Genomic DNA, 22,150 nt, shown 5'->3' with positions numbered 1-22,150 from the left:
TAAACTTATGACCTCTTTTTATGAATTAAAAGGAATTGTCCTGTCTTCTAGCAAATACAATTACACTAACTATGAAAAATAGGAGTGTGGCAAGATGAAAAAAATTGGAACCGTGCTACTTTTCTCCTGTATCATCACTGGCTGTACCTCACTAGGGCAAAATTCCAAGGAACCGATAAAAGAAATAACCGAAATCTCTAAACCTCAAACTAACGCACCCACCTTTTTTCACCTTAGTGTCTTAAAGGATGTTTACTGGCAAGAAAGCCCTTCCTTTGTAGAAGGAAAGATGCCGTTAAAAGGTATTGAAGGAAAGATTGCAATTGCAGATAGTACTTTCATTGCCAATGAGAAAAATAAACAGATGTGGTTCTTCCTCGATCCACAAATGCCATCTGGTAAACTATCTATTATTGCTCTAAAACAAGGATCTACAACACCCACTCCCGTACTCTTTCCAGATGAAGCTTCTGAACAGACTTGGACTACTCCTACTCCCATTCATTCAAATACAAAAGAACTACCTCTTCTTATGTCACTGTCTTCCCCCGGATTATGGGTATTAAATGTATATATTGATGAGAACTATTATGAGCAAATTGTTATTCATGTAGAAAAGAGTGACAAAGCTTAATTTCTTCCTTACAACAATGTAATTCTTATGTCATCTACTTCGATAGTTGTATCTCCCTCTCTCTCTTATACTAAAAATAAGAAATGCAACAACAAACAAGGAGAGATGAGAGATGAAAAAAGTGATGGATGTTGTAGTGGCAGTGGTAGAGGTTTTCGTAAATGGAAAGCAAGTTGCAATGGAGTTGAATAAATAATGCAGAGCGAAATATTTATTACTAATCATATAAAACAATAAGCGGGAGTACGATTTCTTTATTGTTTTGATCTCTTATCTCACTAAAAAAGCAGCGCCCTTCTAAGAAGATGGCACTGCTTTTTTATTATTATTTTAAATAACTTGGCATTTTTGTAATTTGCGCTACTCCTGATTCAATTGCTGCTTTTGCTACTGCAGCTGCAACACTTGGGACAACTCTTTTATCTAGCGGATTCGGAATTACATAGTTTTCATTACGTTCTTCATCAGTAATGATGTTAGCGATCCCATATGCTGCAGCTAATTTCATTTCCTCTGTAACATCTGTTGCACGTACATCTAATGCCCCACGGAATATACCAGGAAATGCCAACACGTTATTTACTTGGTTTGGATAATCAGAACGCCCTGTTCCAACTACAACAGCACCAGCCTTTAGTGCATCCTCTGGGTATATTTCTGGGATTGGATTCGCCATTGCAAACACAATTGGTTTTTCACTCATTGTCTGTACAAGTTCTGTTGTTAACACATTAGGAGCAGATACACCGATAAAAATGTCTGCTTCATGAATCGCTTCTTTTAATGTTCCACGTATATATTCGCGATTTGTTTTCTTTGCAATCTCTATTTGTGCCGGATTCATCCATGATTCACCCTCACAAACAATTCCTTCTAAACTTACTAATGTAATATGCTGCGCTCCAGCTTGTAACAGTAATTTAGCAATTGCTATCCCTGCCGAACCAGCACCATTAATGACAATTTTCACTGCATCCACCTGTTTGTTTACAACTTTTAACGCATTAATAACCGCAGCTAAAACAACAATTGCTGTTCCATGTTGGTCATCATGAAACACCGGAATATTTGTTTCTTCTTTTAAGCGCTTTTCAATTTCAAAACAGCGCGGCGCTGCAATATCTTCTAAATTAATACCTGCAAATGTAGGTTCTAAGTTTTTAACAATGGTTACGATTTCATCTACATCAGTCGTTCCAAGACAAAGCGGAAATGCATCTACATTCGCAAACTTTTTAAATAAAATACTTTTTCCTTCCATAACAGGCATGGCTGCTTTCGGGCCAATATCACCTAATCCAAGTACTGCTGTTCCATCCGAAACAACTGCAACCATATTACCGCGCGCTGTATAGTCATAAGCTGTTTCTTCATCTGCAGCGATCGCTTTACAAGACTCAGCCACTCCTGGTGTATATGTCAAACTTAAATCATCTGCTGAATTTACTTCTACTTTACTTGTAATTTCAATTTTCCCTACCAATTCTTTATGAAGTAATAATGAACGTTCATTAATTTGACTTTCTAACATATAAATAAGCTCCTCCTAATTTGACAAGCTAGCTACGTTTTTACATAGCTAGCTTGTATGATAATAATTTACGAAAACATTTTTAATAAAATTGTTGCTGTTACGACCATTGCAGCACCGCCCAAACGCGTGGAAATTTGCGCAAATGGCATTAATTCCATACGATTTGATGCTGATAAAATCGCAACGTCTCCAGTTCCGCCTAATCCGCTATGGCATCCTGTTACAATCGCAGATTCAACTGGGTACATTTTCATGACTTTCCCAATAAGGAAACCAGTCGTTATCATTGTTAATACTACTGATGCACACACCACAACATATCCAACTGAAAGAACAGCTGCTACATCTTTTAATGGGATATATAACAATCCTAAACCAACCATTAATGGCCACGTTAAGCTTGTCGAAATAAATTTATATAAGTGATATGCACCTTGCTCCATTTTTGCTGGCATTAATTTAAAGTATTTTACAAGTGCTGCTGAAAAGATCATAATAATTGCCCCTGGAATACCAATAAATTTAGAAGCAAATCCACCGAAGATAAAGAACGTACATGCAATTAATAAACCTGCTCCCATTAATGAGAAGTCAATTGGTTTTTCTGTATTTTGTTCTTTTAATAATTCATCTTGATCACCTGTTTTTACCAATGCACCATTACCGCTAAGCTCTGGTTTTTTCTCACCTAAGCGCTTCATGTATCCAGCGCTTACAATCGCAAACATATTTCCGATAACCGCTGCTGGCACAAGCTGAGATACAAATGTTGCTGATGATTGATTTAAAATGTCACTGTAAGCTAAGGAAAGTGGTAAAATACCTTCTCCGATACCACCGCTCACAATTGGTACAATGATAAAGAAGAACGTTCGCTTCATTTCAAATCCAAATAATGATCCAACTAATAATCCAACTGCAATAGATGCAATTGTTCCTACAACTAACGGAATAAACATACGAACAAACCCTTGTACTAACACTTTACGGTTCATTCCTAAAACACTTCCGACTACTAAACAAGAAATATATAAATATAAAAAGTTCGACTTTTTCATTAGCATCGTCGCTGCTTCCATTGAAGCTGGATTCATCCAATTAAAAAACACTAGTAAAGATGGAATAAATAATGAAAGAATTGCTGGTCCACCAATATTTTTTAAAATCGGAATCCTCATCCCAATATCACCTAAGAAAATCCCCATGATCATAATGACTGCAAATCCACCAATCATATCAGCAGGTAATTTGTTATATACAGATGCTCCATAAATAATAGCTGCTAATACGATATATAACGGTAAAGGTATAACACCAATTTTAATATTCATAATTTTTGAAACAAAAGACTTTTGTTCCACCTCTGTTGTTTCCACGGGTGATACCGCTTCCACTTTTTTTTGAATCCCCATGTAGGCACCTCCTTATATTCTTATCTACAATATTAAAACGCTTTCAATAGTAAAAATAGTTTTTGTAAGTTTTGTAATTAGTTTTGTAATTAAAAAAAGTATAAGCGGCTTATATAAGCCGCTTATACATACAAACGTATTTTGTTTTCATCGATGCATCGTAATTTACTTACTGGTCTCCCCACATGTTGATAAACCATTTCATTTTCTAAAACTCCAATTTCAGTTAAGAACATTACATACTTTCGAATAGACACCCTTGAAATTCCAACTAATTGAGCCATTTCATCTGTTGTAAATGCTTGTCCATGAAGTGATTCTATTTGCTTCCAAATTAACTGTAATGTTTGTCTTGTTAGCCCTTTCGGCAGCTCTTTATTCACATAAGTTTCTACTTTTTCTTTTTGTAAAATCAACGTATCTAATTCAGACTGGCTAATTTTTTGCTGTTCTTTCATAAAGATAAATTTTTCTCGATATGCGGTTAATGCTTCCTTAAACCTTTCAAATGTAAATGGTTTAATTAAATAATCAACAACCCCATATTGAAGTGCTTTTTTAATACTTCCCATATCATGCACAGCTGAAATCATGATAACATCAATTTCTTTTTCTTGATTCCGAATATGCAGTAGCAATTCAAATCCTGTATCAACAGGCATAAAAATATCAAGCAATATGAAATCTATAGACGATTCCTTTAATATCTCTACTGCTTCTTTCACAGAATTAGCTATATGAACAAGTTCAAACCCTCCTACTTGCTCTAAATAATGCTTATTTAACATCGCTACCATTGGATCATCTTCTACAATCAAAACTTTGATCATATCCCTATCTCATCCCTACTTTTGTATGGTATTTCAATGGTTATAGTCGTTCCCTTCCCTAACAAAGACTCTACCTGTATATCCCCATTTATTCGCTTTAAACTATCCTTTACAAGATACAAACCATATCCTCGATTTTCTCCTTTTGAGGAATACCCTTTGACAAATAATTTGTCAATTTCTTCTTGCCGGATTCCAACTCCTGTATCTTTAACTGTGATAATCATCTTATCATGATATTGAATAGAAATATCTACTCGCTTATATTGACAATTTATCACCGCATCTAATGCATTATCAATTAAATTTCCTACAATTGTAATGAGTTCATGAATAATACTTTCATCATATGGCTCTGGTAAGTAAGAATTTTCGCTTACAATGAGTTGTATACTCTTTTCCCTTGCGTAACTAAGTTTACCAAGCATAAATCCTGCAAATACAGGATTTTTTATTTTTCGCATCACACCACCAATTTCATATTGATGCTCCGAGACCATGTTACTAATATAGGTCTCTAATTGTTCATAATGCTTCATATGTGTAAGCCCTAATACAACATGCATCTTATTCATAAACTCATGAGATTGTGCCCTGAGCGCTTCTGCATAAAGTTGAATATCCGTTAATTGTTCTGCTAATTGCCTAATCTCTGTTTTATCACGAAATGTTGCAATAGCACCAACAATTTCTCCTTTAACATATAAAGGAACTCTATTTGTAACAATGGTAATTCCATAAAGATTTTGTTCCTCATACAATTGTGCTTTCCCAGTTTGTAACACTTCTTTTATACATGAGTTGGGCATATACTTCTCAACATCTTTACCAATAAAATCTTCTTCGAGACCACTTTTCTTAAATAACCGTTTCGCTTCGTTATTAATTAAAGTAACTCTCGCATCTTTATCGACAGCAATAATTCCTTCTTTAACAGATTGTAACATCGTATTCCGTTCTTCTAAAATTTTTGCGATTTCGCTAGGTTCAAGATCAAATAAAATTTTCTTAATATGTCTAGCTAATAAAATAGCACCTATAATTCCAACTAAGATTCCAACACCGACACCGATATAAATAATGTATCTACTCTCTTTTATCCTCTCATGCACATTATCAGCTGAAATTCCGACAGCAACAACCCCCATTTGTTCTCTCGTTTCAGAAAAAACAGGTACAAACACTCGCATAGAGATTCCCAATGTTCCTTCTGCCATTGATACATGTTCTTTTCCTTTTAAGGCTATCCCTTCATCTCCCCCTACAAAGTGATGGCCGATTTTTTGAGGATCTGGGTGAGATTTACGAATGCCATTCATATCCATGACCACGATAAATTGAACATCTGTATTTTTTAACAACCGATTTGTATACGTTTGAATTTCAGATATATCTTTTCTTCCTGCCAAAGCATCAATTACAAGTGGTGAATTTGCTACAATACGCGCGATTGTTTTTGCTTTTTCAGCTTGACTTTCTTCCGTCGTACGTTCGACATTATGACTAATTAATATATCTGTTACAAGTAAAGAAAGTAAAATAACAGTACATACCAGCAACGTAATCGTTTTCCATAAACTTAACAATTTTTTTCTTTTTCTCATCCCTTTATTGTCTCCCTTATTTCTTCTTTACTACACGCGAAATCTATCTTACTTATTCTTTTTTATGAATACAACGTTTTTTAATACAACTGAACTTTAATCATGCCTCAGCAAACGGGATTTTACGAGGATTTTATCTCCCACCTATTTTCTTTGTTTTTACTGAATCTTGAGATGAGGAATATTACCGTTCGCAAATAGTAAAATAAGAAATGGTAGCGATTTTTGCAAACGAGAAATATTCATCATTGTTTTTCTCTCCTATCTCCCGATGTATAACTAAACAAAAACAAGAGAAATTCAGTATAAAAAATTATGCTGAATTTCTCTTGTTTTTGTTAAATATAATCATCACTTTCTCTTCTTAACTCCATTTCTGTCCCATTCACTTTGAATTTTGCACATAACTAATAGCTTGACTCCCCATCTGTACCCATGCCTGTTCAAAGCTTTCGCGTGGAACACTTACACTTGCAGTATCACTAAGCGGATCATGAATATAAACTAACTCCTTATCATAACCAACAAGAAGAATACAATGTTCATTGTACGTAATAGAGACATTACCTGCATCTGTTTCCCATGTATCAAATTCATTTTCATCCAAAGGAGCATATGTTGCATTTGTAATCATAACAACTGGCTTGCCCTCTTTTACAGTTTTATAAATTTCATTTATATTTTCACCTGTTAAATCAACAACTTGATTTGGTAAGTATTTATTTGCTAACTGAAAAAGCGGTTCATGATACACACCATATCCTGATTCAGAAAAAGTATAAATATTCCCTACAAACCCTTCATGTGGATTACCGCGTACACCATCATTTGAAAAGGCAACTTTCTGTATTTCATCTGCCAGCGCCATCTTACCTACTGAAACACCTGCGTACTGTAACATCATGGCTAAGCTAGTTACTTCGCAGCCTCTATCTAACTCTGGTAACTGCTGGATAAAAGGTACATTTTGCAATAATACTTTTTCTTCATCTGCATTCCCCAGCGTCTTTTTCTTTTTTGCTTGCGCAACTGGAGTGACAAGCTGATTCTTACCGCTTTCCTTTTGAACAAATTTGTTTGAGACGATTCTCTTTACATTTTCTACACGTTTAGTAACAGGCATTATGCCGCTCCGTTTCATATATACACTACAGATAAATATCCCTAATACAATCAAACATATATACACCTTCCACTTTCGCTTCATTCTTCTATCTTCACGTCCTTTTTAATTCGTTAAATACGAATAAAATGCATCCGCATCTGTTTGAACCATAGGTAAAAAGACAAGTTCTTTTCCCTTTTCAGGTTGTTCCTTTTTTATTTTCTCTGTTAACTGTTGAATATTTGTATTTGTACTATCTATGCCAAGCTCGTCTGCAATTTGTATTACTTTCTGCTCATTTATTTCTCTTAGCACTTGGTAAATATCTTTACCATATAAATCAATATGAAGTTCTTTTGCTTCGGCCTGAATTTTCCCCTCGTATACTTCTTGTGCCAAATCTTCTATACCTTTTCCTTTTTGAGAAATCCCTAGCTGTTTCGCTTCTTCCTTTACTTTCGTTCCATAAATCTCGGTTGCAATCTCTTCTATTTCTTTTCCTTTGGTTGAAACCCCAAGTTTATCTGCTTCATCATTGATCTTGATTGTATTAATTTGATTTATTAAATCCACAATAGATGTATTATCTATTATTATTCCTAAATTCGCTGCTTCTTTTTTTACTTTGGTTTCATAGATTTCTTCTGAAAGAGCCCCCACATCTTTTCCCTCAGTAGGAATCCCTAGCTGTTTTGCTTCCTGATCAACTTCAGTTTCATGAATCTCTTTTTCTAATGTAATTTGTTCTTTACCATCCGTTTCAATTCCTAGTTTTTTTGCTTTTTCCTCTGTATGTGCCACATGTATTTTCCCATCATTTAGTTGTTCTTTACTGCGCTGAACAAAGTCCGTTTCTCCTTTTGACATCATAGAAGAGGAAGCGCCTCCCATTACGCTTAAACTCAACATTCCAATAACAAATAATGACACTATCTTTTTCTTTTCCAAATTTCATCTCCCCTTTACATTTCTTACACTGTGATTTTCTTCTGATGCTTCCTCTTCCATTTTCCCCACATTATCGTAAAAGATATGCTCAATTCGGTTCCTATTAAAATTACCCATGAACATAACTATCTAGCTATCCTCAAAAAGAATACAAAGTGATTACTTTTTCTCTCTTTTGTCCTTCTCATTCTGTGTAAACTCTATTATTAAAAATATTTCTTAACTTTCCCTTAACAAAAAGACGACCTTGTAAAAACAAGATCGTCTCCAATTTCTTTATATTCTTTGATTTTTAGGTAAAATCACTTCAAAACAAGTACCTTCATTCATTTTACTCTCTACTTTTATTTTCCCATTATGCTTTTCTACAATCCAGCTGGCAATTGAAAGACCTAAACCAGCACCTTCTGCCTTCGTTCTTGCCTTATCTCCTTGATAAAAACGGTCAAATAACTTTGGAATCTCTTCTTCTTTTATTCCAATTCCATTGTCTTTTACCTGAATCGTAATTGAACTATTGGTTTGCATGCATGCTACTTGAATCGTTCCGCCCACATCAGTATATTTCATCGCATTGTCTAATAAAATTACCACCATTTGATGAATTCGTTCTCTATCACCAATAAAAGATACTTTAGATTTGATTTCCAATGTCATCTTTTTCTCTTGATACGCAGCAATTTCTGTATAAGGATCTACTACTTCCGTTAATAATTCATCTAATGCAAATTCCTTTTTATACATTTCAATTTGATTCGAATCCGAACGAGCTAATAATAATAAATTAGCAACAAGCTTCGATAACCTTCTACACTCCTTTGAAATTGTAGAAATATCAATTGCCTTTTCCTCTATCGTGGCGGAAGGAGACTGAAATAGTACATCCGTTTTAGATTGAATGACCGCTAGTGGTGTTCTTAATTCATGAGATGCATCAGAAACAAACTGTTGTTGCTTTTCCCAAGAATTACGAATTGGTACAAGAGCTTTTCCAGCTAAGAAAAATCCCATCCCAATTGCACATAAACTTCCTATACTGCATCCAACTATAAGAATTAGCAGTAACGTATGCAACATATCCCTTTCTGCTGTTGTATCGCGTACAAATTGAACTGTCATTTGTCCAAATTCAGTATTATGCTGAAAAGCCAACGCTCGAAAACTCTTCCCTTTGATTTCAATATCCTGAAAACCCTCTAATTGTTCTGGGAAAAACGCTAAAGCATTTTCTTCAAAAACAGGATCAACAAATTTAGGATTCTTATCTATTAGGGCTACTTTTTTTCCATGCCATAACAGTACAGTAATCCTCGGATCTCCAATACGAATATCCTTAACGGATCCTTTTGGATTAGACTTAGAATGTTTCTTCTCTTTTGCTTTAAACATTTCTAGCGAATTATCTACTCCACTATAAATACGATTATATGTATAGCCATAGATAATACTCCCTAGAACTCCAATTAATATAATAAACACTAATGAATTTAACACGGTAAGTTGAATGCGGGTTCTTTGAAACATACTCTTATTTTTCATTGTTCTTTTAACATATATCCAATCCCACGAACGGTTTGAATATCTTTTTGATAACCAAATGGCTCCAACTTTTTTCGTAAATGATGAACATACACTTCAACAATGGCTACCGTTGTATCTGAATCGAATCCCCAAACGCGATCAAAGATTTGTTCACGCATTAAAATCTTTCCACTATTTTGAATGAGGTACTCTAAAAGTTCATATTGCTTTAATGTTAATTTAATTGCTTCTCCATCCACTTGAATATCCTTGTCCTTTCCGAACAATTCGATTCCACGGTAGTTAATGGTTTGCTTTGTTGTTAAATTACCACTTCTTCGTAATAAAGCTCGAATTCTCGCTTTCAGCTCGGGAGCTTGAAATGGCTTTATTAAATAATCATCCCCTCCAAAATCTAATCCTTTCACACGGTCTTCCAAAGAATCTTTAGCAGTCAAAAACAAGACAGGTGTTTCAATTTTGTCATTCCGTATTCTTTGAATTACTTCAAAACCATCTATCACCGGTAACATCACATCAAGAAGTATTACATCATAAATATTTTGTAACGCCAAAAATAAACCATCTTCTCCATTCATTGCTGTATCAACTTCAAACTCATCACATAAAATTTGTGTAATTGATTCCAATAAAGGTGCATTATCTTCTACAACTAATAAGCGCATACCACTTTCTCACCTTTCATCAAATATAAAGTGAAACTTTAATCGGTGGTGATTTTCTTCATCCATCACTGATTATTAGTAGCCCGCGAATAGCGGGATAAATACTTACTGTTATCATTTTTCATAATAACAAAAGAGAGCAGCACAACATACTTATCCTTACTTCCAAACGATTTCCAGTCTTGTATCCGAACACTTCACCTTGCCTTGCTTCCTCTAAATCCTACGTACTTATAATAATTATATATCATTGTCTATGTAGACCTGTCATAACATGAATCATTTTCTCGCTCATTTACCATCCGTTTATATATGTACTTTATTATGAAAGCTATTCCTTAACTTTCCCTTAACAAAAGGAGTTTCAAAAAGGAGAATTTGTACCCTTACAACACTGTAATCCTCATGTCACCTAATTCGATAGTTACAAGACTTGCTACCCGCTATACTTAAAGTAAGAAATGAGACAACAAGCAAAGGAAAGATAAGAAAGCCGTATCTTTTTTACAGATACGGCTTTCTTTTATTTTTGATTTGTACGGTTCGAAATACTAATTGCCCGATCTGTTGTTTTTGCTGCTTCATCTAATGCTTCTTTACTATTTTTCCCATCATACATTGCTTCTAGCGCTTTTACAACTGCATCGCGGGATTCAGGAAATACACTAATAAGTGCACCTTGTGTTGCAACAGATGGTTTTGTTGCTTGTAACTGTTCTACCGTTACTTTTAACTGTGGATATTTTTCATATTGTTGTTTTACTAAAGGCTCATTATATGCATCTGGGTTAATAGAGAAATAACCTGTTTCCGTATGCCATTTTGCTTGTACATCTGCTTTTGTTAAGTATTTCATAAAGTCCCAAGCACCTTTTTGTGTTTCTTCTGCGACCATATTCGTCATCCATAGTGATGCACCGCCAATAACAACTCCGTTTTGTTTCACATCTTCTGGATATGGGATATATGCTACTCCTACATTAAATTTAGACGAATCAATCACATTACGAACACCTGCTGAAGAATCTAAATACATCGCAACTTGTCCAGATTGGAATGCGGCACGAACATCATCCCAACTCGCCCCATACTTTCCTAATGTACCAGCTTTATTCAGTTCATCTAATAAGCCAAATACTTTTTGTCCTTCTTTTCCGTTAAATACAGCTTTTTCCGCTGCACCTTTACGCCCATTTTCTTTATCAACATATAACCCACCTTGTGTTGCCAAAAGCTCTTCAAAGAACCATCCGTAATTTAACATTGAAAAACCGTACTGTTTTACGCTTTCGCCTTCTTTAACAGTTAATTTTTTTGCTGCTTCTTTTAATTCAGCGTATGTTTTCGGTGCTTTTTCCGGATCGAGCCCCGCTTTTGTAAAGGCATCTTTATTATAAATTAATACTGGTGTAGATGAATTAAATGGCATGGAATACATCTTCCCATCAACTGAATAGTAATTCGTAATCGCTTTTTCTAATTTCGATGTATCATATTTATCCTTTTTAATCCAGCTATCAATCGGTGTAATCTTTTTACTATCAATCATATATTTCGTTGTAATTTCGCTAGATTGAACGAGAGCTGGTGATTCTTTTGAAGCTGTTATATTTTTAAACTTCGTTAAAGATTCTTCATAGGAACCTTGAAATTCAGCTTTCACCTCATATTTATTTTGTGACTTATTATAATCTGCAACAATTCCATCTAACACACCTTGCGTTTTTCCACCCATTGCATGCCAAAAGCGAATAACTGTTTTATCTCCATTCTTTTCTGCGGGAGCTACTTTTTCCTTTGCTTCAGATTTCCCCTCTGTTTTACTACTTGAACAAGCTGCACCTGATAAAGCCATCGTTGCTGCCATTATAATAACAGCACCTTTTTTCCAAAATCTCATCTCAATCCCACCTTTTCATATGTATGTTTATTTAATTGCCCCTTTTGTTAAACCTTGTTGCAACTGCTTCTGACCTAAAAATAATAAAATTAAAGTCGGAATCACAATAACTGTAACTCCTGCCATCACACTGCCCCAATCTGTTGCAACTTCCTGAGATTGAAGTTGTTTCACCCCAATTTGTACGGTTCTAATTTTCTCATCATTCGTAACTAGAAGAGGCCATAAATACATATTCCATGTTGTTAAAAAGCTATATACACCTAGTGTTATAAAACTTGTTTTACAATAAGGAATGACAACACGGAATAAAAACTTCACATGGCCAATCCCCTCGATAAAGGCAGCTTCTTTTAACTCATTTGGAAGCGTCATAAAATGCTGACGTAATAAAAAGATTCCAAAAGCAGTTGCAAAGAACGGAACCGTCATTCCAGTAAATGTGTTAATCCATCCAAATTGTTGTACCGTTAAAAAGTTCGGTACCATCGTTGCTTCCCATGGGATAAGCATCGTTGAAATAAACAGAAAGAAAATAAAATTTCGTCCTTTAAAATTTAAAAATACAAATGCATAAGCAGCTAAACTTGATACAACAAGCTGCCCAATCATCACTGCTGTTGAAACTATAAAACTATTGTATAAATAAGAAAACAGCGGTACTTTCTGAAAAATATGCACAAAATTATCGAATGTAAATTGTGTCGGGAACACCCTTCTCATTTGAATGTCTTCTGGCGTCATGAACCCTAGCAAAAATGCGTATAGAACTGGAAAAAAGACCATCACTGCGCTTATGGTAAGCAGTATGTATAAAAGAATATGTTGTTTCCACTTATTCGTAATCATTTATAATGCACCTTTCTCTCTGCAAACTTAAATTGAAGTAATGTGGCAAGAAAAATGAAAATAAATAATACCATTGCCTGTGCACTCGCTGTACCAAATTGATGATTCGCAAAAGCTTCTTTATAAATAGAGTACACAATTAAGTTTGTTGCATCGTTCGGTCCACCGTGCGTTAAAATATCAATCTGTCCAAAGCTTTGAAATGCACTAATTAAAGTAACTGTTATAATAAAAAATAATGTAGGAGATAGCATCGGTAATGTAACGCGCCGAAGTTTATGTAAATAGCTAGCACCATCAATAGATGCACTCTCGTATAGAGTCGTATCAATATTTTGCAAACCACCTAATATAACTAAAAATGCAAACCCCGTATTTACCCAAACTGTTGTAACTGATACAGAAAATAATGCCCAATCTGGACTTGTTAGCCATGCAATTGCAGGAAGATTCATCGAACCAAGTATATTATTGAATAAACCGACACTCGGATGGAATAAAAATAACCAGATTACTGCGCTAGCTGCTACTGAAATTCCCATTGTTGAAGAGAATAAAACTCGAAACAAGCCTATTCCTTTTATTTTTTCGTTTGCAATTAAGGCAAGAAACAGTGCAAACAAAATACTAGTTGGAACTGTATATAATACAAAGAGTAAAGTAGATTTTATGCTTTTATAAAAAGTTGGATCAGACAATAAATATTGATAGTTTTCCAGTCCTACGAAAAGATTTGCCTCACCATGAACATCTGTTAAATAAAAACTATAATAGATAGTACGAAATAATGGATAAAACAAAAAAATTGTAAATAATATGATGGAAGGTGCTAAAAATAACAAGCCTGTGCGCAAACCTTTCGTACGGCCCCATAATGCCTTTTTTCTTGAAACTTCTGTTTGAACAGGTGAATTTTCTACCTCAATCATTATTTCGCCACCGCCTTCAACTCTTCTTCGGCAACGAATCGAATCCTTTCATTTGTATCGTTATGAAAGAAACATAGTTTCTGTACTGGAAATTGCAATGTAACTTTATCACCTTTTTTCAAAATAAGTTGTCCGATTACTTTTGCACTCCATGTTTTTTCATTTACTATAAAATTTAAAATTGTTTCATTTCCTAATACTTCTACAGATTGCAGTGTAACTTCTTGGCCATCTTCAGCTAATACGATGTGTTCTGGACGAATTCCTAAGCGCACCTTTTGTTCTGAAAACTGTTGTAAATGCCCCGAAGACAACGGGATTTGTAATCCATCAACATGTAATCCCCCCATACCTTTACCTACGATTCCATTACCAATATTCATGGATGGTGAACCGATAAAGCCTGCAACAAATTCATTTGCAGGATAGTTATATATATCGAGCGGTGTGCCTACCTGTTGTATACTCCCTTTGTTTAACACCATAATGCGATCCCCCATTGTCATTGCCTCAATTTGATCATGGGTCACATAAATCATCGTAATACCTAGTCGCTGCTGGATCTCTCTAATTTCAATGCGCATTTGTGCACGCAACTTTGCATCCAAGTTAGAAAGGGGTTCATCCATTAAACAAATTGGCGCTTGACTTACAATTGCTCGCGCCAGTGCAACACGTTGTCTTTGTCCACCTGATAATTGACCTGGTTTCGACTTTGTATATTCCGTAAGCCCTACCATTTCTACTGCTTCTATCAATCGTTTTTGTCGTTCCTCTTTTGGAATTTTCCGTATTTTCAATCCAAATAAAATATTTTCTTCTACCGTCAAATGTGGATATAAAGCATAATTTTGAAATACCATTGATAGATTTCGATTTTTCGGTTCTAAATCATTTGCAACATTTTCATTAATAAGTAACGCCCCAGAAGTAATTTCTTCTAAACCTGCAATCATTCGCAATAATGTACTTTTCCCACACCCAGAAGGACCAACTAGAACAAAAAATTCACCTTTTTGAATCTGCACCGACACATTTTCAACTGCTATTTCCTTTGAATTCTTATAAACTTTTGACACATCTCTTAATTCAATCATCAGTTTGCACTCCTTTTTTGTTCTTGTAACCATACTTCACAACGGCTTATTGAAATCTGCTTTACCTGTAATCTCCGCCTCTTCTTACGTTTGAATGAAGCTTCCTGCAATAATAGGAAAAAACACCTTCTCTACTAGTTACTTTATAAAGGAAAGGTTCCTGAAATATTGATTTCCCTCAGCTTTTTACGTATTTCTAATATGCATGTAGGCAAATTTAAAACACCAATCTACATAGAACAACCTTCTTCTCGCTTAACCCCTATAAACTAGAGTAAATGTAAGAAATATAAATAGATTGTTATATGTAAGCGGGTGTTCTCAAATGTTCTCTACCCTAGTTACGTTGTTACCTTTACTATATTACTTATTTATTAAGTTAGTTTTGATGATTTGTTAACAAGATGTTAATCACATGTTAATATTTTTTTGTTTTTTTTTACAATTTTCACCACATTAATTATTTATTTCTCACTATAAAGTTAGTTATTTCTTTTCTTACAGCGACACAAATTAAATAGAAATAATTTATAAAAATACTAAATTTCCTAAAAATACTTTTTTCCATATTTTTTCTATAATAGTATATAATATGATAGAATTTTATAAATTTATGAAAAGATTAAGAGGCGATATGGGATGAAAAGGTATATTAAAATAAAAGGTATTGGTGTATATGTTCCAAAACGAAAAGTAGATTCTTTTGAAATAGATCGTATGTTAGGAGTCTCTGAAGGCTGGACTTTAAAAAAGGCTGGAGTGAAAACGAGATACTTTGTCGATGAGGAAACTTCTTCTTATATGGGAGCTGAAGCTGCAAAAAAAGCTGTAGCAGATGCGAATTTAACATGGAAAGATATCGATTGTATCATCTGCGGAAGCGGAACAATCCAGCAGGCAATTCCTTCTACTGCATCACTTATTCAAGAACAACTTGGGCTACAGCATTCTGGTATTCCATGTTTTGATATTAACTCAACATGCTTAAGTTTCGTAACAGCACTTGATACAATTTCTTACGCAATTGAATGCGGGAGATACAAAAATGTGGTTATCATTTCTTCTGAAATTTCTTCTGTAGGATTAAATTGGGGACAAAATGAAAGCAGCATTTTATTCGGCGATGGCGCAGCGGCCGTTGTTGTAACCCAAAGTGATCACACTTCTTCCATTATAGCTTCTCATATGGAAACGTATAGCTCTGGCGCACATCTATCGGAAATTCGCGGCGGGGGAACGATGATTCATCCTAGAGAATATAGCGAAGAACGAAAAGAGGATTTCTTATTCGATATGAATGGCAGAGCTATTTTCAAGTTGTCCTCTAAATATATGTTAGATTTTATCGAAAAACTACTTATGCATACAGGTTATTCGTTAAATGATATCAATTTAATTGTTCCACACCAAGCAAGTGGACCAGCTATGAAACTAATTCGTAAAAAGCTAGGCGTCGATGAGGATCGCTTTATGACTATTTTTGAAGACTATGGGAATATGATTTCTGCATCCATTCCGTTCGCTCTTTTCGAAGCAATTAAACAAAAGAAAGTGCAACGTGGAGATAAAATATTATTACTAGGTACTTCTGCTGGGCTTTCTATCGGAGGCATTCTCCTTGAGTACTAAGAAAACAGTATTAATTACTGGCGCACGCGCACCAGCAGCATTGCATTTATGCAGGCTGCTTAAGAAAAACGGACATACCGTCATTATTGCAGATAGTATTCCTTATCCATTAAGCAAAGTTTCAACGAGCACTGATTATTTTTATGAAATTCCTTCTCCAAAATGGAAAACAGATGAATGTATCTCTGCACTACAATTAATTATTCAAAGTCATGATGTAGATTTACTTATTCCTACTTGTGAAGAAATATTTTATATATCCAGACATAAAGAGAAATTAAGCCGATTTTGTCATATATTTGTAGACGAATTTCAGAAACTTGCATTACTTCATAATAAGTGGGAATTTATTCAGTTAGTAACGAAATTAGGTTGGCAAGTTCCTGCAACATATAGAACAAATAACGAACAGATCATACAGGAAATGATTCAGCAAACATCACCCGCCACTCCTTTTGTGTTAAAACCTATTTTCTCTCGTTTTTCTGACAAAGTAACGTTTATTACAAAAGAAGATATTGAAAAAGGCATCACGATGGACAAGCAAAATTATATCATTCAAGAGTTTATAAAAGGAACGCAGCATTGCTCCTACAGTATTGTACAATCTGGGAAGGTATTAGCTCACTCTGTTTACAAAACGGAATTCACGGCGGGTTTAGGTGCTACTATTGCTTTCGAGCATATTAACCATCCAAAAATTGACCAATTTGTTGAACATATCGTAAAGGAGCTAAATTTCTCTGGGCAAATCGCCTTTGATTTTATCATTACAGAAGATGGAGACGCTATTCCGATTGAATGTAATCCACGTACCACAAGTGGATTACATTTATTCGACGAAGAAGTAGTATCCGCTTTTTTTGCTAAAAAGGTGAACAATATGCGCATTCCTAAGCACAACTCCCAATGTGCAATTCGATTAGCAATACTTTTATACGGAACTCCTTACTTAAAAAGCAAACAAACACGTAAACGATGGTGGAAAGTCCTATGTTCCTATCCAGATATTATTTATAGTCGCTCTGATAAAAAAACATTTTTTTATCAGTTTTATAGCATGTATAAATTATGGAATGAAAGCTATAAACATGGACGGACTATTTTGGAGCAAACAACATATGACATATCATGGGACGGTGAAAATTTATGAAAACGCTAGTAACTGGAGGAACTGGTTTTCTGGGACAAAAACTTGCTTTTCGATTAGCGAGTATGGGTTATGAAGTAACAGCAACCGGGAGAAATAAGACAATCGGAAAATTATTAGAGCGAAATGGAATTGAGTTTGTCTATTGCCCTCTTGAAGACAGGCATAGTGTTCTACAAGTCTGTAAAGATAAAGACTATATCTTTCATAGCGGTGCCCTTTCTTCTCCTTGGGGCAAATATAAAGATTTTTACAATGCGAATGTATTAGGAACAAAGCATATTATCGAAGGAAGTCAAAAATCTGGTATAAAACGCCTCATCCATGTATCAACACCGAGTATTTATTTCTATTATGATGAACGACAAGATGTAGTAGAAAATGCGAAACTTCCTGATACATTTGTAAACCATTATGCGAAAACAAAGTACTTAGCTGAGCAATCTATTGATCAAGCATTCAATCATGGTTTACCTGTTATCACGATACGCCCACGTGCTTTATTTGGTCCAGGAGATAACGCCATTCTCCCGCGCCTTATTAAAGTATGTGAAAAAGGCGCTCTACCAAGAATCGGTACAGAAGATGTACTCGTCGATATTACCTATATCGATAATGTTGTAGATGCCTTACTTCTTTGTATGCATTCACCTAAACATACATTAGGTCAAAAATATAATATAACAAATGGTGAACGTGTAAATTTATATGAAGTAATTGAGAATGTGATGAAACGCCTTGGTAAAGAGGTTCAATATAAAAAGATTTCCTACAAAGCCGCTTTTACAATTGCCGCTATACTAGAAGGTATTTCAAAAACCATTTTACTTGGAAAAGAACCTATTCTCACAAAATATACAGTTAGTGTACTTTCAAAAAGTCAGACTTTAAGCATTGATAAAGCTCAAAAAGAACTAGGCTATGCTCCGAATATCAGCATAGCAGAAGGAATCACAAAATTTGTAGAATGGTGGAAAACACAATGAAAATCAAATCCTTAAAGCTATACGATACAGGATATTGTACACACCCTGAAAAAGTTGCATATTCCAAGGGGAGTTGGAGGCAAATTCGATTTCCAGCTACAGTGGGGTTACTTCAACATCCAAGCTTAGGTTATATCTTGTTTGATACCGGATATGCTCAGCACTTTAAAGAAGCAACAAGAAAATTTCCTTACTCTGTATACGCTAAACTTACCCCTGTTCATTTTACAGAGGAGCAATCTATTAAACAGCAACTACTTCTTGATGGCATCCAGCCAGAAGAAATTAAATATATTATTCTTTCTCACTTTCACGGTGACCATACAGCAGGGCTACCTGACTTTCCGAAAGCAAAAATACTAACCTTCGCGAAAGCTTATGAAGATATAAAAAAGAGAAGTAAATTTGGTGCTCTATTAAAAGGCTGCTTAAAAGACACATTACCAATTGATTTAGAACAACGGCTGACATTCATTGATCAAATCCCATCATCAAGCTTACCTCCTACATATGGAAAATTTGAAGAGGCTTATGACGTGTTTGGTGATGGTTCATTGCTCGCTGTTGATTTAACGGGACATGCAATTGGACAATTTGGTGTATTCGTCCATTTACATAGTAATAAAATTGTTTTTCTTTGTGCAGATGCAGTGTGGCTAAGTAAAACGTATGAAAACCTTGTATTTCCAAGTAAGATCGCCAATCTTTTAACTGGGGATGCAAAATCTTATCGTCTCAACATTGAAAAATTACATCATTTATCGCAAATATCACCTGAAATTGAAATTCTTCCAACTCATTGCGAACGCACATGGAATCAAATTAAAGCAGGGGTGTACTATGAATAAATTACGAATTCTCCAGCAATATTTGAAAACAAAATATCGCTTACGATTTTCAACTCGCGAACAATTGGAACAATTTCATAAACAACAAATAAAAAAACAACTTTTGTTCACTGTAGAGATGTCCCCTTTCTATCGCCAGTTATATACACCTTTTTCAAAAGAAATCGAAAAAGGGAACTTGGCTGCACTCCCTATCATTAATAAAGAGGTAATGATGGAAAATTTTGATACATTAAATACAGTTTCTATTTCAAAGAAAGAAGCCTTTCATGTAGCATTTGAGGCTGAAAAGACCCGGAATTTTTCTCCGACTATTCGTAATATAACTGTTGGGCTATCATCAGGCACTAGTGGAAATCGCGGAGTTTTTCTCGTTTCTGAGGAAGAACAAACGATGTGGGCTGGTTCTATTATCGGTAAAGTACTCCCTTCTAGCATTCTACATAAACACACTATCGCTTTTTTCCTACGAGCGAACAGCAATTTATATGAAGCGACAAAAAATAAGCGAATCTCATTTCATTTTTTTGATTTACTAGATTCGTTTCAGCAACATATCGCTCGACTAAATGAAGTAAATCCATCTATTTTAATTGCACCTCCTTCTATGTTGCGAAAAATCGCTCATTGGCAACAAGAAGGACTTATTATGATTTGTCCAAAAAAAATTATCTCTGTAGCAGAAGTACTTGAAGATATTGATAGAGAGTTTATCAGTACAATTTTTCAACAAACAGTACACCAAATTTACCAATGTACAGAAGGCTTTCTTGCTACAACATGTAAACATGGTACATTACATATCAATGAAGACCTTGTTCATATTGAAAAAGAATACCTAGATCAGGAAAGAGGGATATTCGTTCCTATTATTACTGATTTCATGAGGAAAACACAGCCTATAATCCGCTACCGTCTCAATGACATATTAATTGAGAAAAAAACAACATGCGCCTGCGGCTCTCCCTTCTTAGCATTAGAACGAATTGATGGTCGATGTGATGATATATTTATTGGGATAAGTGAATTGGATAAGAGTGAGATATCTATTTTTCCTGATTTCATTCGAAGAGCAATTATGTTTGCATCTAATGAAATTCAAGAATTTAAAGTGATTCAGCATAGCACAGACAAAATTGAGATTAAACTTAAAGTACCACCTGAACATTTCAAATCATGTAAATCTATCGTAATACAGGAGCTACATACACTATGGGCCACTAAAAAATGTGTTGCACCACACTTTTTCTTTTCACATTATGATATTCAGTTATATGATAAAAAACTAAAAAGAATAGAAAACCTTATAAAGCATGGTGGGAATATATGATTAAGCTACATGATATTCATTCTCTACACAGCATCGACTGGACCACAAAACGAGATGGAGCATATGTAAGAGACAGCTTCCTACCACTCTTACAAAATGGCATTACAGCATTTATTGAAAATGTTAATACTCAACTTTTTCTATTAGAAATTGACGATCTTGTATTACCAGTTACTGTTAATCATGAGGAGTTTGAAAATTCATATGTATGTTCTCCTTATACACATTACATATCCTATGCGCTAGAAGAGTTATGGGAATTAAAAAAACCGTGGTTAGAGAAGTTACTAACCTATCCGATTCATCTTATCGGAAGCTGGCTACGACGAACGAATATTAATAAAGTAATTATAGTAAATAATTGGATGCTATCAACAAACCTTTACCATTCTATCAATAAACAACAAATCGAACAGATTACGAATTTACTTGTTGAGAAATTTCCAGAGCATACAATTTTATTCCGTTCTTTAAATAGCGAATTATACCCTACAATTACACAAGCATTGTCTACTGTAGGTTACAATAAAATTATGTCTCGTTCTGTATATTTATTTAATCCAAAAGACTATAAAAAAATGAACCGAAAAGCACGAAAAGACTTATTAAATGATAAAAGTTTATTAAAGAAAAGTAATTATGAAATAATTACGAATGAGGAGTTAACAAAAGAGGATATTTTACAGATTTCCGAGTTATACAATCAACTATATATCGAGAAATATTCCGATCATAATCCAATGTTTACACCAGCTTATTTATGGAATGCACTTCAGCATCATTTATTTGAGATAAAAGTTATAAAAAAAGAGGGGATAATTGATGGTGTCATTGCTTACTTTATTAGAGATGGAGTTATGACAACTCCTATACTTGGATATGATACAAACTCTGATCAGCAACAAGGCTTATATCGCATTCTTTCCCTCCTTATTACAATGGATTCTATCGAAAAAAATTTAATTTGTCATTGTAGCGCTGGGGCTGGAGAGTTCAAACGAAATCGTGGTGCAAAACAGCAGATTGAATACAGCTATATATATAATGACCATTTGCCACATAAACAACAAAAAGTCTGGAGAATCTTAAGTTGGATATTAAATACATGTATAGAACCGATGGCAAAAAAACATCGCTTTTAAATAAAAAAGAGATAAG

Annotated in this window: 19 protein-coding genes; 7 read left to right on the top strand and 12 right to left on the bottom strand. The window is 34.6% G+C overall.

The window, feature by feature from the left end; all coding sequences use genetic code 11:
- The first annotated feature begins 94 nt into the window (after positions 1–94).
- Complete coding sequence (locus C568_RS0114115) at positions 95–634, top strand: DUF4871 domain-containing protein (RefSeq protein ID WP_018781908.1); 540 nt, start codon at positions 95–97, stop codon at positions 632–634.
- A gap of 325 nt (positions 635–959) precedes the next feature.
- Here C568_RS0114115 and C568_RS0114105 read toward each other — a convergent pair whose 3' ends face one another.
- The 12 genes from C568_RS0114105 to C568_RS0114045 form a co-directional block, all read right to left on the bottom strand.
- Positions 960–2,165 (bottom strand): NAD(P)-dependent malic enzyme, encoded by a 1,206-nt coding sequence (locus C568_RS0114105; protein WP_018781907.1) that lies wholly within the window; start codon positions 2,163–2,165, stop codon positions 960–962.
- 68 nt (positions 2,166–2,233) lie between these two features.
- The gene (locus tag C568_RS0114100; protein WP_018781906.1) at positions 2,234–3,580 is read right to left on the bottom strand and encodes a 2-hydroxycarboxylate transporter family protein; all 1,347 of its coding nucleotides are present in this window, start codon (positions 3,578–3,580) and stop codon (positions 2,234–2,236) included.
- A 122-nt stretch (positions 3,581–3,702) separates the two neighbouring features.
- Positions 3,703–4,410: a response regulator gene (locus C568_RS0114095; protein WP_018765595.1), complete on the bottom strand. Its 708-nt coding sequence runs from the start codon at positions 4,408–4,410 to the stop codon at positions 3,703–3,705.
- On the bottom strand, positions 4,407–6,014 hold the full coding sequence (locus C568_RS0114090; RefSeq protein WP_003194978.1) for a sensor histidine kinase: 1,608 nt from the start codon (positions 6,012–6,014) through the stop codon (positions 4,407–4,409). Before C568_RS0114090 ends, C568_RS0114095 begins: the two co-directional genes overlap by 4 nt.
- Before the next feature lie 385 nt (positions 6,015–6,399).
- Positions 6,400–7,221 (bottom strand): C39 family peptidase, encoded by an 822-nt coding sequence (locus tag C568_RS0114080; RefSeq protein WP_081623629.1) that lies wholly within the window; start codon positions 7,219–7,221, stop codon positions 6,400–6,402.
- A 21-nt stretch (positions 7,222–7,242) separates the two neighbouring features.
- On the bottom strand, positions 7,243–8,028 hold the full coding sequence (locus C568_RS0114075; RefSeq protein ID WP_051091458.1) for a hypothetical protein: 786 nt from the start codon (positions 8,026–8,028) through the stop codon (positions 7,243–7,245).
- A 315-nt stretch (positions 8,029–8,343) separates the two neighbouring features.
- On the bottom strand, positions 8,344–9,606 hold the full coding sequence (locus tag C568_RS0114070) for a sensor histidine kinase (protein WP_018781902.1): 1,263 nt from the start codon (positions 9,604–9,606) through the stop codon (positions 8,344–8,346).
- Positions 9,603–10,274 carry a response regulator transcription factor gene (locus C568_RS0114065; protein ID WP_003194987.1) on the bottom strand — a complete coding sequence of 224 codons (672 nt, stop codon included), beginning with the start codon at positions 10,272–10,274 and terminating at the stop codon, positions 9,603–9,605. Before C568_RS0114065 ends, C568_RS0114070 begins: the two co-directional genes overlap by 4 nt.
- Positions 10,275–10,797: 523 nt before the next feature.
- The gene (locus C568_RS0114060) at positions 10,798–12,174 is read right to left on the bottom strand and encodes an ABC transporter substrate-binding protein (RefSeq protein ID WP_018781901.1); all 1,377 of its coding nucleotides are present in this window, start codon (positions 12,172–12,174) and stop codon (positions 10,798–10,800) included.
- Between the two features lie 27 nt (positions 12,175–12,201).
- Positions 12,202–13,023: a carbohydrate ABC transporter permease gene (locus tag C568_RS0114055; RefSeq protein WP_018781900.1), complete on the bottom strand. Its 822-nt coding sequence runs from the start codon at positions 13,021–13,023 to the stop codon at positions 12,202–12,204.
- Positions 13,020–13,952 carry a carbohydrate ABC transporter permease gene (locus tag C568_RS0114050; protein WP_018781899.1) on the bottom strand — a complete coding sequence of 311 codons (933 nt, stop codon included), beginning with the start codon at positions 13,950–13,952 and terminating at the stop codon, positions 13,020–13,022. The genes C568_RS0114055 and C568_RS0114050 overlap by 4 nt, the downstream gene beginning before the upstream one ends.
- Complete coding sequence (locus tag C568_RS0114045; RefSeq protein WP_006093468.1) at positions 13,952–15,049, bottom strand: ABC transporter ATP-binding protein; 1,098 nt, start codon at positions 15,047–15,049, stop codon at positions 13,952–13,954. Before C568_RS0114045 ends, C568_RS0114050 begins: the two co-directional genes overlap by 1 nt.
- Positions 15,050–15,688: 639 nt before the next feature.
- Here C568_RS0114045 and C568_RS0114040 point away from each other — a divergent pair.
- The 6 genes from C568_RS0114040 to C568_RS0114015 are packed head-to-tail and all read left to right on the top strand — an operon-like array spanning position 15,689 to position 22,134.
- A complete protein-coding gene (locus tag C568_RS0114040; RefSeq protein ID WP_006093467.1) occupies positions 15,689–16,678 on the top strand; it encodes a beta-ketoacyl-ACP synthase III in 990 nt (329 codons plus the stop codon).
- Entirely contained in the window at positions 16,668–17,831 is a 1,164-nt protein-coding gene (locus tag C568_RS0114035; RefSeq protein WP_018781898.1) for an ATP-grasp domain-containing protein, read from the top strand. Before C568_RS0114040 ends, C568_RS0114035 begins: the two co-directional genes overlap by 11 nt.
- On the top strand, positions 17,828–18,814 hold the full coding sequence (locus C568_RS0114030) for an NAD-dependent epimerase/dehydratase family protein (protein ID WP_018781897.1): 987 nt from the start codon (positions 17,828–17,830) through the stop codon (positions 18,812–18,814). Before C568_RS0114035 ends, C568_RS0114030 begins: the two co-directional genes overlap by 4 nt.
- Positions 18,811–19,662, top strand: coding sequence for an MBL fold metallo-hydrolase (locus C568_RS0114025; protein ID WP_018781896.1), 852 nt, complete (start codon positions 18,811–18,813; stop codon positions 19,660–19,662). Before C568_RS0114030 ends, C568_RS0114025 begins: the two co-directional genes overlap by 4 nt.
- Positions 19,655–20,992: a F390 synthetase-related protein gene (locus tag C568_RS0114020; RefSeq protein WP_018781895.1), complete on the top strand. Its 1,338-nt coding sequence runs from the start codon at positions 19,655–19,657 to the stop codon at positions 20,990–20,992. Before C568_RS0114025 ends, C568_RS0114020 begins: the two co-directional genes overlap by 8 nt.
- Positions 20,989–22,134, top strand: coding sequence for a hypothetical protein (locus tag C568_RS0114015; RefSeq protein WP_018781894.1), 1,146 nt, complete (start codon positions 20,989–20,991; stop codon positions 22,132–22,134). Before C568_RS0114020 ends, C568_RS0114015 begins: the two co-directional genes overlap by 4 nt.
- Positions 22,135–22,150 lie beyond the last annotated feature (16 nt).

The sequence above is a fragment of the Bacillus sp. 95MFCvi2.1 genome (assembly GCF_000374965.1).
GTDB lineage: Bacteria > Bacillota > Bacilli > Bacillales > Bacillaceae_G > Bacillus_A > Bacillus_A pseudomycoides.
This window is presented reverse-complemented; position numbering and strand designations above follow the sequence as displayed.